Consider the following 14,711-nt stretch of genomic DNA (forward strand, 5'->3'; position numbering starts at 1 on the left):
ATAGGACAGTCACGATCGGCCGGTGGCCGCCCACGGGAAAATTGGGCCAGACAGAGCAATCAGTCGCTGCCGTAGAGTGCCCGATGTGCCTCTGAAGGTCGATGCCACGAACACCGGACAGCTGCGCTCCTGGGACGGCGAGGGCGGCGATTACTGGGTCGCGAATGCGGACCGGCTCGACGCCGGAGTCGCCGGATACCACGGTCAGCTCCTGGATCGCGCGGACATCGCGCCGGGCTCCGCGGTACTGGACATCGGCTGCGGCAGCGGGCAGACCAGCAGGGACGCCGCCCGGCGCGCACCAGGCGGCACGGTGCTCGGGGTCGACCTCTCGGCTCGCATGCTCGACCGGGCCCGCACCCTCGCCGAGCGGGAGGGCCTGCGCAACGTCACCTTCGAACAGCACGACGCCCAGGTTCACGAGCTCGGGGTGCAGCGTTTCGACCGGGCGCTGAGCCGCAACGGGGCGATGTTCTTCGGCGAGCCGCACACCGCGTTCGGCAATATCGCCTGCTCCCTGCGTCCTGGTGCCAAGCTCACGCTGCTGAGCTGGCAGCCCTTCGAGCGCAACGAGTGGCTGCATGCGCTGTGGTCCGCGCTCGACATGGGCCGCGATCTGGCTCCGCCCCCGGCGAACGCACCCGGCCCCTTCGGGCTGAGCGAGCCGGACCGGATCCGCGCGGTGCTCGAGCCCGCCGGGTTCACCGAAGTGCGGATCACACCGGTCAGCGAGCCCATGTACTACGGCAGGGATGTGGACGACGCGTTCACCTTCGTCGTCGGACAGCGCGCCGGACTGCTCGAGGGCCTGGACGAGCAGGCGAGGGCGGCCGCGCTCGACCGGCTGCGTGCCGACCTGGCCGCGCACCTGAGCGCGGAGGGCGTCCACTACGGTTCGGCCGCCTGGTTCACCGAGGCTCTTCGCGGCTGAGATTGCCGGAGTACCGGTGTCCACCACGGCAACCGATCGCCAGAAGTCCCCGGCCGGGATGGTGCTCACCTTGATCCGGCCCGGCCACGCGGTCGGCCTCGCCGCTCTGGTCCCGCTCGGTGACCTCGCCGAACGCCGCAGACTGCTGGCCGTACTGGAGGCCGCGGCCGTGCTCGCCGGGGCGGCCTCGGTGGTCGCGCAGATCATCGTGTCCTTCGCCGCGCACCTCGCCGAACCATGCGAGCAGGCCGGTGCGCGCAGAACCCGTGCTACGGCTGCCGCCCTGTTCCCGGAGCGAGGCCGCCGTCCTGATCATCGCCGTCTCCTGGCTGCTGATGGGTCTCGGCGGGCACAGTGTGCTGGCGCTCGTGCTCGGGGTGGTGCTGGTGTATCGGCGGTTCGGCTGGACCGGGGTGTGCGCGCTCGACGGGCCTTCGCGGTGTTCGCCCTGCTCGTCCGGTGCGCCGCCGGATTCATATCGGGCTCCGCACTTTTCGGACTCCGCGATTCCGGAAAATGAATTCCACGATAAGGGAACGTATTGCCGGGTAGGTTTTCCCGGCGCACCCTGAATCCGTGCCGGAACCATTGCGCTTCGCCGCGTTCGTCATGAACACCACCTCGCATATCCTGCACGGCGCCTGGCGGCTTCCCGAGGCCCGCCAGCACCGGTTCACCGAACTCGACCACTGGATCGGCCTCGCCCAGGAACTCGAGGCCGCGCGGTTCGACCACATTTTCTTCGCGGATGTGGTCGGGCTCTATCACGATTACCGGTCTTCCTGGCGGAAATTCGTGGAGTCCGGATTGCAGATTCCGAGCAACGATCCCACGGTCATCGCCTCCGCGATCGCGCACGCCACCACCGATATCGGTATCGCGCTCACCAGTTCCATCCTGCAGGAGCACCCGTTCAACTTCGCCCGCAAGATGTCCACTTTGGACCATGCGAGCGGCGGCCGGATCGCGTGGAACATCGTGACCAGTCTTTCCCCCAATGCCTGGCGCAATTTCGGCTATGCGGACATCACCGCGCACGACGAACGCTATGCCTGGGCCCAGGAATACGTGGATGTCACCTATAAACTCTGGGAGGGTTCCTGGGACGAGGGTGCGCTGGTGCAGGACAAGGAGTCCGGGATCCACGCCGATTTCGACCTCGTGCACAAGATCGACCACGAAGGACCGCGCTACCGGGTGGAGGGCCCGCATCTGGTCGCTCCTTCCCCGCAGCGCACCCCGGTGCTGTTCCAGGCGGGATCCTCACCCGCGGGTCGCCGGTTCGCCGCGCGCAATGCCGAGGCCCAGTTCATCAGCGCACCGAATCCGGCGGCGGCCCGGGACCTGATCGCCGAGACCCGGGAACTGGTGACCGAATACGGACGGCGCCCCGGCGATCTGCGGTTCTACCAAGGGCTTTCCTTCGTCATCGGGGACACCGAACACGAGGCCCGGCGCAAAGCCACCGAACTGGAGGAGTACCTGGATCCGGACGCGATGCTCGCGCACGCCGCGGGCGGGATCGGGATCGACCTCGGGCACTACGATCTGGACACCCCGCTCGGCGAGGTCGAAGCCGAGGGCTCACGCAGCCACCTGCGCTGGGTGCGCGAGGCGGTCGGCGACCGGGAACCGACGGTGCGCGATCTGGCCCGGTTGCGCAGCAGGGACAACCGCCTCGTCGGCACCCCGGAACAGATCGCGGGCGAACTCGAGCACTGGCGCGCGGCCGGGGTCGACGGGATCAACGTCATCAACACCACGATTCCCGGCTCCTACCGGGAATTCATCGAACACCTCCGGCCGGTGTTGCTCGACCGCGGGCTCGCACGTGCCGAGTACGAGCCGGGAACCACGAGGCGCAAACTCACCGGTTCCGATCTACTCGACCAGCGCCATCCGGCCGCCGCATACCGGGGCGCGTTCGCCACCGTGACGACAGGAGCAGCATGACCACCATCGCGGTACCCGGGCTCGAGGAACTGCTCGGCTGGCTCGCCGAGAACGCTAGCGAGGACAAGAACCCGCACGAACAGATCGACCGGGTGCGGACCGCGCGGATCGGCGCGCTCATCCTGCCGGTCGCCGACGGTGGGCCGGGCGCCTCGACCAAGGAACTGCTCGCGCTCGCGATCCGGCTCGCCGAGGCCGATCCGAACGTCGCGCACATCCTGCGCGCACATTTCGCCCACGTGCATCAGGTACTGCGGTTGCCCGCGGGCGCGGTGCGACAGCGGTGGATCGAGGAGATCCGGGCCGGGAAACTGTTCGGCAACGCGACCAGCGAACAGGGCGGCACCCAGGCCGGTTCCTACCGGTTCGCCACCCGGCTCACCGAGACCGCGAACGGCACGGTGCTCGACGGAAAGAAGTTCTACAGCACCGGAACCCTGTTCGCCGACCTGATCGCGGTCACCGCGCAGTACGGAACCGAAGGCAGTGCCACGGTTTTCGTGCCCACCGACCGGGAAGGCGTGAGCCTGCTCGACGACTGGGACGGGATCGGGCAGAACCGCACCGGGACCGGGACCACCGTTTTCGACAACGTCGCCGTATATCCCGAAGAAATCGTCAGCGTCCGGGAAAACCGGGAGCAGCCCGCGAACACCGATGCCGCACTGCTGCAACTGTATCTGCAAGCGGTGATGACCGGAATTCTGCGCAATGTGGTCACCGATGCGAGAACCCTGGTGCTCGGCCGCACCCGCTCCTTCGAGCACGCGCCCGCGGAATTGCCCGCGCGGGACCCGATCCTGCACGAGACCATCGGAGAACTCGCCAGCACGGCCTACATCGCAGAGGCGGCGGTCCTCGCCGCGGCCGGGGAAATCGATACCGCGTATCTGGGTGAACAACACGGCAATCCCGATCCGGCCGCCTTCGCCGCCGCATCCCTGGCCGCCGGCAAGGTCAAGGTGCACATCGACCGGGCCGCCGTGGCTGCCGCGAGCGCGCTGTTCGACGTCGGCGGCGCCTCCGCGGCCACCCGCAGCCGCGCACTGGACCGGCACTGGCGCAATATCCGCACCCTCACCACACACAACCCGACCGCTTACAAGGCCGCCGCGATCGGGGATTCGGTGCTGAACGGAACCCCGCTGCCCACCAACGGCTACTTCTGAGCGCGGCGGGATCGCTCGTGGTTCTCGCCCGGTATCGTCAAGCCTTGCGCAGCGAGTCCAGGTACTCCCGCAGGATCCGGGTGGTGTCCCCGGACTCCCAGAATTCGAGCACCGCGGGATCGTCGCCGGACCGGTCGGCATCGATGCGTTCCCGCGCGGGCCGCTGCAGCTGCCGCTTGGCGAAGGCGAACACCTCGGGCCGGGTGCCGCCGAGTGCGCCCGCGCGGCGCACTGCCTCGGACTGCAATTGCTCCGGTTCCAGGATCTCGTGCACCAGCCCGATCGACACGGCCTGTCCGGGACCGAGCCGGGCGGCCTCGAGCACCATCGCGTGCACCGCGGGGCCGACCGCGTGCCGCATGATCTCCAGGGGCACCGTGGGGAACGGCACCCCCGCGGCGAGTTCGGTGAGCCCGATGGTGCCGCCGGACATCAGCCGCACATCGCAGGCGGCCGCCAGCACGCAGCCACCGGCGAGCGCGTGCCCGTTCACCGCGGCCACCACAGGGCTCGGGTGTTCGAACAGCCGCCGGCCCGCGCGGCTGAGCGCGGGAAGGAACTCCCGCACGTAGCCGGGACCGCCCTCGACGATCCGTTTCAAGTCCACCCCGGCCGAGAAGGACCGACCGTTCCCGGTCAGCACGACCGCGCGGGCCCCGGCGACCGCGTCGAGCGCGTCCGGGATGGCCGTGAGCAGTTCCAGGTCCAGCGCGTTCACCGGTCCGTGGTTCAGGGTGAGTACGGCGACGCCGTCGTGGTCCGTGGTCTCGATCATTCCGCGATCCTCGCCGATCCGGGGCCCGGGCACCAGGGTGAGCTTCTAGTCACCGGTAAGCCGGACCGTGGTGAACCGCAGGAAGTACTGCACCATCGGGCCCATCACCAGAGCGATCACCAGCGTCCCGAGGCCGACCGTGCCCCCGAGCAGCCAGCCCGCGGTGAGCACGAGCACCTCGATCGCGGTGCGCACCATCCAGACCGGTTTCCCGGTGACCCGCACGGCACCGGTCATCAGCCCGTCCCGCGGACCGGAACCGAACCGCGCGCCGAGATAGACCGCATCGGCGAAGGTCAGCATCAGCAGCCCGATGATGTAGTAGCCGAGCTGCATCGTGAACGTGTGCACGGCGGGAATGACCAGCGCCGACACATCCGCGGCCGTCCCGACGAGCAGCACGTTCAGGAAGGTGCCGAGGCCGGGCAGTTCGCGCAGCGGGATCCAGAACACCAGCACCACGACCGCGATCAGGTTCGTCACCAGGCCGAAGCTCAGCCCGGTCTTCTGGCTGAGCCCTTCGGAGAGCGCGGTCCAGCTCGCGGCACCGAGCTCGGAGTGCACCAGGAAGGTGAGCGAGGTTCCATAGCCGAACAGGCCGAGCAGCAGTTGCGGGACACGCAGGCACTTCTTTTCGGCGCGCAGCTGTTCGACGGCCGTCATCCGGCGCGCCACGGTACTGGTCATGCTCCCATCCTCGGAGACATCTGGAGTTGATTAAAAGGTCCAGATGGGAGAACCTGGCCCGGTGCGAACCAGCAGCCACACCCTCGCGCGCCTGCTCGGGGACTGGTCCTCCGGGCCCCGCGCAGCGCACCGGCGGCTCACCAAGCTGATCCGGCTGCTCATCCTCGACGGGCGGTTGCCGCTGGACACAGCCATGCCAGGGGAACGGGATCTGGCCGGGGCGCTCGGAATCAGCCGGACCACGGTGGCCACCGCCTATGCCGCGCTGCGCGAGCAGGGCTATCTCAGCTCCGAGGACCGCGCGCGCAGCCGCACTCGGGTTCCGTCACCAAGCGCGTCCAGAGTCACCCCGGAGACCGCGGAGGCCGGGCGCGAACTGATCGATTTCGCGCACGCCGCCCCGCCCGCACCCGGTGAAGCGCTGCACCGGGCCTACACCAGGGCACTGGATCAGCTCCCCCGACACCTGCCACGGCATGGGTACACCCTGACCGGACTGCCCGAACTGCGCGCCGCGGTCGCCCGCCGCTACACCGAGCGCGGGCTGCCGAGCAGCGCCGAACAGATCCTGGTCACCAACGGCGCGCAGCACGGGCTCGCGCTCATCGCCCGCACCCTGCTGCGCCCGCGGGACACCGTGGTGCTCGACCATCCCACCTATCCGCACGCGCTGCATGCCTTCCGCAGCACCAAATGCCGCATCCTCCCGGTGCCGCTCGCCGAACACGGCTGGGATCTCGACCAGCTCGGCGCGGCGACCCGCTCCGCGGCCATGGCCTATCTGATCCCGGACTTCCACAACCCGACCGGGTTGTGCCTGCCCGGACCGGAGCGTGCGCGGCTGCGTCCCGGCTGCCCGGTGATCGTGGACGAGACCATGGCCGAGCTCGCCATCGACTCCGAGGCACCGCCCCCGCTTGCCGCCTACCACCGCGAGGTGATCAGCCTCGGTTCCGCGGACAAGACCTTCTGGGGCGGGCTGCGCATCGGCTGGGTGCGTGCCGATCCGGGTCTGATCGCCCGGCTCGGCCAGGCGCGCACCGCGACCGATCTCGGCACCCCGCTGGTCGAACAGCTCGCCTGCGCCGAACTGCTCGAGGACATCCACACGATCCTGCCGGGCCGGATCGCCGATCTGCGCGGCCACCGCGATCATCTGCTCGCCCTGCTCGCCGAGCGGTTGCCCGACTGGCGCGTGCGCGAACCGAGCGGCGGGCTCTCCGTCTGGGCAAGGCTCCCCGAACCGGTCAGCTCCGCACTGGCCGCCGTGGCACCGGAATTCGGCGTGCACCTCGCCGCGGGGCCCCGGTTCGGTGTCGGCGGCGCGTTCGAACGCCACCTCCGGCTGCCCTACACGCTCGATCCCGCCACCATGCGCGCGGGCGTGGACGGGATCGTGGCCGCGCTCGCCGCGGTGCGGACCGGGCGCCGCGTGAAGGCGGACGAGCCCGCGCCGTTCTGAACCGTCACACCCGGCTGGGCACCGGTTCCCCGGCAACCGCGGGCAGCTCCCTGCGGAACCGGCGGATCAACAGGACCGCGGTGGCACCGAAACCACCGCACAGGCCGAGCCACACCCCGGGACCGCCCATGCCGAAACCGTAGGCACACAACAACATCAGCGGGACACCGAGCAGCCAGTAGCCGACCAGCGTTATCCGGAACCCGCTCTTCGTGTCGCCGAGCCCGCGCAGCAGGCCGACGTTGATGTTCTGTGCTCCCTTGAAGAACTGGTGCGCGATCGCGAAGAACAGCAGGGTGTGCGCCACCGCACGCACCTCGGCTCCGTCCCCCGCGCGCAGGAACGGCCCGAGCACCGGACCGGGAATCACCAGGTACACCACGGCGATCAGGGACATGAGGGCCGCGGAAAGGCGCAGCGCCCGGCCCGCGACCTGCCCCGCCTTCGCCCGCTCGCCCTTGCCGAGTTCGGCGCTGACCAGGATCGAGGAACCCTGGGAAAGGCCGATGTTGAGCTGATAGACGATATAGGCGAGCTGGTTGACCACGTTGTGCGCGGCCAGCGCTGCCGGGCCGAAGCCACCCATCAGCAGGGTGGCGACCGAGGTGATCCCGGCCTCGGATCCGTAGGTGAGGCAGATCGGGATACCGAGCCGGAGCACCTCGCGCACCGTGCGCGCCTCGGCCAGCCAGCCGCGCACCGAGAGCAGCCCGGTCAACTGGGTGTCCCGGCGCACGATCGCGAGGAAGGCGAGGAAGTTCAGCACCTGCACCACGGTGGTCGCCAGCCCGACCCCCGCGATCCCGATCACCGGGAATCCGAACCAGCCGTACAGGAAAGCCCCGTCCAGCACGATGTTCACCGCGATCGAGGCGATGGTGACCCACAGCAGCGAGCCCGGCCGCCGCATGCCGACCGCGAACTGGCGCAGCACATTGAGCCACAGCATGGGAATCAGCCCCGGCGCCAGGGCGGCGATCGTCGGCCGGGCCAGCGCGAGCACGCCCGCGTCCTGACCGAACCAGGTGAGTGCGTAGCTGAGCGCGATGAGCAGCAGCGCGCCGAGCAGTCCGACGAACGTGGCGACCAGGAACGAGGCACGCACCACGCCGCGCACCTCCTGGCGTGCCTGCTCGTCGAGCTCCCCCGCACCGCGCGCGGTACCGCGTCCGGCTGCGGAGGCGACCAGGTTCCCGACCGCGGTCACCACACCCACGCACATCGTCCGCAGCTGGTTGTACAGCGTGATGGCGAGCCCGCCCGCGGCGACCGCCTGCACGCTGAGGAAGCCCATCATGGTCAGGTCGGTGGTGGTGAGCGCGACCTGGGCGAGCTGAATTCCGGCGATGGGCACGGCGACCGCGAGCAGCGGCCGGTACCCACGCACCGCCTTGCGCGGATCGATCACCGTACCCCCGTTTTCGCGGCGTCCCGCACCGTCACCGGATCGGCACGCGGTATCGGGACCGGGCCCGCATGACCGGCGAGCATCCGCTCCACCTCCTGCTCCGCCTCCGGATCGAGCAGGCCACGGGCCCGCATCCAGTCGTCGTCGAAGATGGTGTCCAGATACTTCTCCCCGGCGTCACAGACGATGGTGACCACCGTGCTGCGCGGGGGAAGCGCCGCGAGCCTGCGCAGCGCCACGTGCACCGCCCCGCCCGCGGTTCCCCCGATCAGCAGCCCGGTGTGCCCGGCGAGCATCCGGACCGTGGCGAACGCGTCCGCATCGGAGACCTGGACGCCCTCGTCGATGAGCGCGTAGTCGATATTGCTGCCCAGCGGGAACCCTTCCGGATTCCCTCCCCCGGTCTGCCAGTACTCCCCGCCACCTGGGCCGAAAATGGCCGAACCGGCCGGTTCCACCCCGACCGTGCTGACCCGGGAACCGAGCCTGCGCAGTTCCCGCGCGGTGCCACAGAGCGAACCGCCGGTGCCGACCGAGCTGATCAGATAGTCCACATCGCCGAAGACATCGGTGAGCAGTTCGTGCGCCAGATTGCGGTAGCCCTCCTGGTTTCCCGGGTTGTTGTGCTGATCCGGGCGGTAGGCGTTCTCCTCGGCGGCGGCGAGCTCATTGGCGATCCGTTTGCGCTCCAGGGTTTGCGGGCCGCCGGTGCCCTCGGCATAGACCAGCCGCGCGCCGAGTGCGGCCATGGCCCGCAGTTTGTCCTTCGAGGCGTGCCCGTCCACCACGGCGGTGAACCGGTAACCGCGTTCGATGGCGGCCACCGCGATACCGAGCCCGGTGTTGCCCGAGGTCGGTTCGATGATGTGCCCGCCGGGCCGCAGTTCGCCCGCTCGTTCGGCCTCGATGAGCATCTGCTCGGCCATCCGCACCTTCGCCGAACCGGTCGGGTTGAACTGCTCGAGTTTCAGCAACAGCCTGCTCCCGGTTTCGGTGGTACACAGCTGGAAAAGCGGGGTGTGCCCGATCAGTTCGGACACCCGGGACACGATGCGTTCACCTCGCCGGTACGGCACGCTCATAACGCGATCCAGCCTCTCTTCGGGGTTCATGACCTTCGGTTTGTCATCACCTGCGGTGGGCACGGCCCACGGGTCAGGAAAGCGGACGTTCGATCCGCCACCGGGCGCGCTCGTTCTCGGTCGAGACCACGATCCTGGCCGGCAGCGGGAGCTGGTGGAACTCGGTTTCGTTCTTGTCCATCTGATAGCCGGCGGTGTTCGGGTACACCAGCAGATCACCGGGCCGGGGCGCACGCGGGAACGCGATCTTGCGCCAGCTCAGCATGTCGTAGTCCAGGCAGCTCGAACCGCCGACACAGGCCGAGACCGGTTCACCCGGCCCGGATTCCGGCCACAGCACCGGATCCGGCAGGTATTCGCTGCCCTTCCACTGTTCCGAGATGCTCATGCTCAGCCCGGCGACGGTGACGATCCCGTAGTCCTGCCGCGGTTTGTAGCCCTGCACCGGGAACACAGAGAACCCGCAGCCGTCCAGCAAGGCACGCCCCGGTTCGAGCAGCAGCCGGGTCCCGGTCTCCCGCAGCCGCGCGGCCAGCCCGTCGGTGTCCAGGATCGCGGCCAGCATCCGCGAACCGGTCGGCTCCGAATGATACGGATAGAAATGGGTGAACTGTTTTCCTGCATGGAACAGCTCCGCGAGAGACCGGGAGTCCTCGGCTTCCCGCTGGAATCGCTCCCAGTCCGCACTGTCCAGGTAATCGACCGCGAATCCGCCGCCGATCGAGATCGAGTCCGCGGGCAGTCCCGCGGCGCGCGCCGCGCGGCAGCGTTCGATCAGCTCGGCGGCCAGCGCGGCACGCGGGGCCACTTCGTAACCGTTGAGGTGAAAGGAAAAACCCTCTATCCGGAGGGCGTCTCCGGCCGCGACGCAGCGCCGGATCGCCTCGCCGAGCTCGTCCCCGGTGAACCCGAACCGGCTGTGCGGATTGGTTTCCGGCAGCACCCGCAGCAGGATCCGCGGCGTTCCCGCGGTTTCGGCGAGCGCGCACACCCGGTCCAGTTCGTCGAGCGCGTCCACCGCGAGCAGCGCACCGTGCCGTGCCGCGAGCCAGACCAGTCGATCGCTCTTGGCCGCTCCGGTCACCACGATCTCGTGCCCGCGGATACCGTGCGCGAGGGCTTCGGCGAATTCCGGGACGCTGGCCACATCCACCCCGGTATCGGTCCGGGTGCATTCCTCGAGCCAGCAACCGGACTTGTTCGCCTTCTTACCGAAATACACTCGTCCGGGAACCTGGTACTCGGCGAGCACCCGGCGGAATCCGGCGGCGTTCTCCGCGAACCGCGCGGGATGCAGCACATGGAACGGCCCGCCGACGGCGTGCGCCATGTCCCCGAGCGGACCGCCGGGCCCGCGCACCCGCTCGACCCATTCCGGTTCCACGGCGGGCAGCCGCAGCTGCGCGTCGATCAGGTCCACAGGCGCACCCGCTGACCACGGCCTGCCTCGATCGCCCGGTTCGCCAGGGCGTGCGCGACCGGGATGTCGGTGATGATCATTCCACTGGAGAAGGCGAAAACACGGTCCTGCGGGGAATTCCGTGCCGGTGCCTGCCCGGCGAGCACCGCGGGGAACTCGGCGTCGATCCGCGCCGAACCCTGGCCGTCATCGAACCGGGAACCGGTGACCCCGAGCTGCCCCTCACTGGTCGCGATCGCGTAGTCCGCCTCGGCGAGCGCGGCGGAATCGACTCCCTTGCTGGACACCGAGATCAGCAGGCCGCCCGGCTTGAGCCAGCCGGTGCGCACCTTCGGATGCGCGGCCCGGCCCGAGGCGGCAACCACGATATCGGCTTCCGCCGCCGCTACGGGCACATCCTCGACCACCTCGATCTCCCGGTCCGGGAAATACTGCGCGAGCCTGGCGTGGCTTTCCCGCATTCCGTCCGGATGGGTGCCGTAGAGCATGAGGCGGCTCAGCCCCGGAAGCGTGGCCACCAGATAGGGCAACGTGTTCCGGCCCTGGATTCCGGTGCCGATCATCAGCACCGAGCTCGCCTCCGGTTTCGCGCAGGCCTCGGCGATGAGCGCGGTGGTAGCCGGGGTGCGCGAGGCACCGACCCGTTCGCAGTCCATCAGCGCGAACGGCATTCCGGTGCGGTCGTCATAAAGGCTGATCGTCGTATAGTATTTGTCCGGACTTTCGGTGCCCTGCCGGTACGAAGTCTTGAATCCGAGCGTTTCGATACCGCCGTCATAGCCGAGCATCGAATAGGAGACCGAATCCCGTTGCCGATCGGGAAGCGGCATCATCAATTTCGTCGGACAGCGGGAATCCCCGTTCGCGAAGGCGAGATACCCCCTGCGCACCGCCGATATGACCGTTTCCGGGCTGATCTCGACCTCCGCGAGATCACTGCGGCTGAGTACATGGAATTCGGGCTGGGTCATCGAGCTGTCTCGCAATCCTGCGTCGGCGGCCTGACTGGGAATACCAATGAGACCGGTTTATACCCGAGAAGATTCACATAGACAAAGGGAACTATGCGCAGATATTGATCTGTTTCAAGAATCCATTGTGGACAGCGGAGCACCGGCCGCGCGGTGCAGCGAACGGGCGGGAACACCGTCGCGGATCCGAGTGGATCCCGAGCAGGAAACCCCGGATCAGGGCGGCCGGATCCCCGATAGCGGTGTGCGCGGGGAATTCCCCGCCCTCGACGCCGCGCTGAACACCGGCCACGTTGCATGCCCGGTCGGCGGCCGCGACCGGCGAACGCGCCCGTTCATCGTCCTCGCCCGCGGGCCCGACCGTCACGGAGCGCGCGATCAGGCAGCCCTTCGGATGTGCGGTATCACACTGACTATCGCTCGAACCGTGCAGCAGCCCGGCGAGCACCGCACGCGCGGAGAGGTTTCGTCCCCGGTGATCTCGGTGATCCTGCCCGGACCGGCGATGTTGTGCTCGACCGCGCGCCCGAACAGGCCCTCCCTGTAGCCGAACGCACCGCATGGCCGCCTCGAGCACGGTCGGCTGTCGGTGGTCCGTTGCCGCGATGTCCGCGCCGAACGCCCGCACGCTGCTCACACTGCTCACGCTGTTCGCGGTGGCCGCCGGCCGCCGGGCCACCTTCCCCGGCGGGCGGTGAGCCACTTCGGTTAGCGTGGTCTGGTGTCCCAGTTGCTGTTGGTCGAAGACGATGCCGTACTCGCCGAAGCCCTGTCCGGTGCGCTGCGCGGGCTCGGCCATTCGGTCACCGTCGCGGGCAGCGGTGAACGGGCGCTGACGGCCCTGTTCGAAGAGGGTGCCGCCGCCGATCTGGTGCTGTTGGATGTGATGCTGCCCGGGATCGACGGTTTCGAGGTGTGCCGGCGGATCCGCGCCCGCGGTTCGGTTCCGGTGATCCTGCTGACCGCGCGCGGGGACCCGATCGACGTGGTCGCCGGGCTGGAGGGTGGGGCCGATGACTACGTGGTGAAACCGGCCGAGCCACGGGTGCTGGACGCGCGGGTGAAGACCGTGCTGCGCCGGGCGACGCTCGCCCAGCCCGCGGATTCCGCGCAGCGGGTGTTCACCCTCGGCGAGCTCAGCGTGGACCGGGCCGCGATGGTGGTCACCAACAACGGCTCCGAGGTGCACCTGACCCCGACCGAACTGCGGCTGCTGCTCGAATTCGTGGACCACTTCGGCCAGGTGCTGAGCCGCCAGGCGCTGCTGCGCCGGGTCTGGGACTACGGGTACACCGGCGATTCGCGGCTGGTGGACGCGGCCGTGGCCCGGTTGCGCGCCAAGATCGAACCGGACCCGGCCAATCCGGTCCTGCTGCGCACCGCGCGGGGGATCGGCTACCGGCTGGCCAAACCGTGACGTGGCGCCCCGGACTGCGCGCGAGCATCGCCCTGATCCTGGTACTGACCACCGTGGGCGCGACCGCCGCGATGGGGTTCGCGGTGTACCACCTGCAGGCCGGGTCCGCGCGGGACCGGTTCGTGAACTCCGCGCTGATCGGGTTCCGCTCCGATATCCGCCAGGCCACCCAGTACCGTGCCCCGTGCGACCTCGGGCCCGCGGACTGCCGGGCGTATTCGCTGGACAGCTACATGTCCGGGCGACTCGGCATCACCTGGGCGCTCGTCGACCTCATCCCGGGAACGAAACGAACCTCCGGCAAGCGGGACGGTCACTACCTCCCATCCATGGGCCGCACCGGCATGCGCGCCGGCCAGCTCCCGGTCGCCGAGATCGACCGGGCACTGGCCGCGAACGGCGCCCCGGTGACCTACTCCTACCGGGACGGTAACGGCAGCTATTTCGTGGTTGCGGGCAAGGCCACAGGCGGTTTCGTGCTCGCCGAGTTCTACAGCACCGGCCAGCTCGACCGCGAGGTCTCCCGACTGCGGGGGCAACTGCTGCTGATCGCCGCCGCCGTCACCGTGGTGGCCGCCGTGATCGGGATCCTGGCCGCGCGCCGGATCCAGCGCCCGGTGCGCACCGCGGCCACGGCGGCGCGCCGACTCGGTGCGGGCGCCCTGGACACCCGGCTCGAGGTACACGGCAGCGATGAGCTGGCCGAGCTCGCCGGTTCCTTCAACACCATGGCGCAGCGGCTCGGTGAATCCATCGAGGAACTGCGCCGCAAGGACATCCAGCAGCGCCGCTTCGTCGCCGATGTGGCCCACGATCTGCGCACCCCGATGGCCTCGCTGCTCGCGCTCACCGAGAACCTGGACAACCCCGATACGCGGGAACGTTCGCTCGAACTGCTCGACACCCAGATCCGGCGGTTGAGCGCACTCGTCGAGGATCTGCTGGAGATCTCCCGGTTCGACGCGGGGGTCGCGGAATTCCGGCCCGAGCCGATCGATCTCACCGAGCTGGTGACCGATGCCGCCGAGCTCACCGAGGCCGGGGTCACCATCGACTCGGTGGGACGGACCGCGCTGCACGGTGACCCGCGCAGGCTGCACACCATCGTGCGCAATCTGCTGGCCAACGCGAAGGCGCACGGCGCGCCGCCGATCACGGTGACCATCGACGGCAGCGCCGCCGAACAGGTGAGCGTGACCGTCGCCGACTCCGGGCCGGGGATCCCCGAGGAACTGACCGGCGTGCTCTTCGACCGGTTCGTCCGCGGCGACCGCACCCGCAGCCACACCGAGGGCAGTGGCCTCGGCCTGGCCATCGCCGGGGAGAACGCCGCGCTGCACGGAGGCCGGATCACCGTGCACAACGCGCCGGGCGCGGTGTTCACCCTCACCGTGGCACGCCGGATTGCGACAGAACCATGACAATCCACGAACGCG

Annotated in this window: 14 protein-coding genes; 7 read left to right on the forward strand and 7 right to left on the reverse strand. The window is 69.2% G+C overall.

Going from position 1 to position 14,711, the window contains the following annotated elements:
* The first annotated feature begins 85 nt into the window (after positions 1 to 85).
* Genes A37U_RS0136500 through A37U_RS0136515 form a run of 4 tightly spaced genes read left to right on the forward strand, consistent with a single transcriptional unit; the run spans position 86 to position 4,053 of the window.
* Positions 86 to 931, forward strand: a complete 846-nt coding sequence (locus tag A37U_RS0136500) for a class I SAM-dependent methyltransferase (RefSeq protein WP_020501608.1) — start codon at positions 86 to 88, stop codon at positions 929 to 931.
* A 16-nt stretch (positions 932 to 947) separates the two neighbouring features.
* Positions 948 to 1,451 carry a hypothetical protein gene (locus tag A37U_RS52315; protein WP_157183263.1) on the forward strand — a complete coding sequence of 168 codons (504 nt, stop codon included), beginning with the start codon at positions 948 to 950 and terminating at the stop codon, positions 1,449 to 1,451.
* A 56-nt stretch (positions 1,452 to 1,507) separates the two neighbouring features.
* Positions 1,508 to 2,884 (forward strand): LLM class flavin-dependent oxidoreductase, encoded by a 1,377-nt coding sequence (locus A37U_RS0136510; RefSeq protein WP_020501611.1) that lies wholly within the window; start codon positions 1,508 to 1,510, stop codon positions 2,882 to 2,884.
* Entirely contained in the window at positions 2,881 to 4,053 is a 1,173-nt protein-coding gene (locus tag A37U_RS0136515; RefSeq protein ID WP_020501612.1) for an acyl-CoA dehydrogenase family protein, read from the forward strand. The genes A37U_RS0136510 and A37U_RS0136515 overlap by 4 nt, the downstream gene beginning before the upstream one ends.
* Before the next feature lie 37 nt (positions 4,054 to 4,090).
* On the opposite strand, the gene A37U_RS0136520 is transcribed toward A37U_RS0136515, so the two are convergent.
* Positions 4,091 to 4,828: an enoyl-CoA hydratase/isomerase family protein gene (locus tag A37U_RS0136520; RefSeq protein WP_020501613.1), complete on the reverse strand. Its 738-nt coding sequence runs from the start codon at positions 4,826 to 4,828 to the stop codon at positions 4,091 to 4,093.
* 45 nt (positions 4,829 to 4,873) lie between these two features.
* Positions 4,874 to 5,515, reverse strand: a complete 642-nt coding sequence (yczE, locus tag A37U_RS0136525) for a membrane protein YczE (protein WP_020501614.1) — start codon at positions 5,513 to 5,515, stop codon at positions 4,874 to 4,876.
* 61 nt (positions 5,516 to 5,576) lie between these two features.
* Here yczE and yczR point away from each other — a divergent pair, with 61 nt between their 5' ends.
* Complete coding sequence (gene yczR / locus A37U_RS0136530; protein ID WP_040589813.1) at positions 5,577 to 6,977, forward strand: MocR-like transcription factor YczR; 1,401 nt, start codon at positions 5,577 to 5,579, stop codon at positions 6,975 to 6,977.
* 4 nt (positions 6,978 to 6,981) lie between these two features.
* Here yczR and A37U_RS0136535 read toward each other — a convergent pair whose 3' ends face one another.
* The 5 genes from A37U_RS0136535 to A37U_RS47170 all read right to left on the reverse strand — a co-directional run bounded on the left by A37U_RS0136535 (position 6,982) and on the right by A37U_RS47170 (position 12,225).
* A complete protein-coding gene (locus A37U_RS0136535) occupies positions 6,982 to 8,385 on the reverse strand; it encodes an MATE family efflux transporter (RefSeq protein WP_020501616.1) in 1,404 nt (467 codons plus the stop codon).
* Positions 8,382 to 9,425, reverse strand: a complete 1,044-nt coding sequence (locus A37U_RS0136540; RefSeq protein WP_240437796.1) for a PLP-dependent cysteine synthase family protein — start codon at positions 9,423 to 9,425, stop codon at positions 8,382 to 8,384. The genes A37U_RS0136535 and A37U_RS0136540 overlap by 4 nt, the downstream gene beginning before the upstream one ends.
* A 115-nt stretch (positions 9,426 to 9,540) precedes the next feature.
* Positions 9,541 to 10,887 carry a type III PLP-dependent enzyme domain-containing protein gene (locus tag A37U_RS0136545; RefSeq protein WP_020501618.1) on the reverse strand — a complete coding sequence of 449 codons (1,347 nt, stop codon included), beginning with the start codon at positions 10,885 to 10,887 and terminating at the stop codon, positions 9,541 to 9,543.
* Positions 10,878 to 11,858 carry a hypothetical protein gene (locus tag A37U_RS0136550; RefSeq protein ID WP_020501619.1) on the reverse strand — a complete coding sequence of 327 codons (981 nt, stop codon included), beginning with the start codon at positions 11,856 to 11,858 and terminating at the stop codon, positions 10,878 to 10,880. The genes A37U_RS0136545 and A37U_RS0136550 overlap by 10 nt, the downstream gene beginning before the upstream one ends.
* Positions 11,859 to 11,949: 91 nt before the next feature.
* The gene (locus tag A37U_RS47170) at positions 11,950 to 12,225 is read right to left on the reverse strand and encodes a hypothetical protein (protein ID WP_157183264.1); all 276 of its coding nucleotides are present in this window, start codon (positions 12,223 to 12,225) and stop codon (positions 11,950 to 11,952) included.
* Positions 12,226 to 12,579: 354 nt separating this feature from the next.
* Here A37U_RS47170 and A37U_RS0136565 point away from each other — a divergent pair, with 354 nt between their 5' ends.
* Both A37U_RS0136565 and A37U_RS0136570 read left to right on the forward strand, forming a co-directional pair.
* On the forward strand, positions 12,580 to 13,275 hold the full coding sequence (locus tag A37U_RS0136565) for a response regulator transcription factor (RefSeq protein WP_020501621.1): 696 nt from the start codon (positions 12,580 to 12,582) through the stop codon (positions 13,273 to 13,275).
* Positions 13,272 to 14,696, forward strand: coding sequence for a sensor histidine kinase (locus A37U_RS0136570; RefSeq protein WP_020501622.1), 1,425 nt, complete (start codon positions 13,272 to 13,274; stop codon positions 14,694 to 14,696). The genes A37U_RS0136565 and A37U_RS0136570 overlap by 4 nt, the downstream gene beginning before the upstream one ends.
* Positions 14,697 to 14,711: the final 15 nt, after the last annotated feature.

This window comes from Sciscionella marina DSM 45152 (assembly GCF_000379465.1).
Lineage (GTDB): Bacteria > Actinomycetota > Actinomycetes > Mycobacteriales > Pseudonocardiaceae > Sciscionella > Sciscionella marina.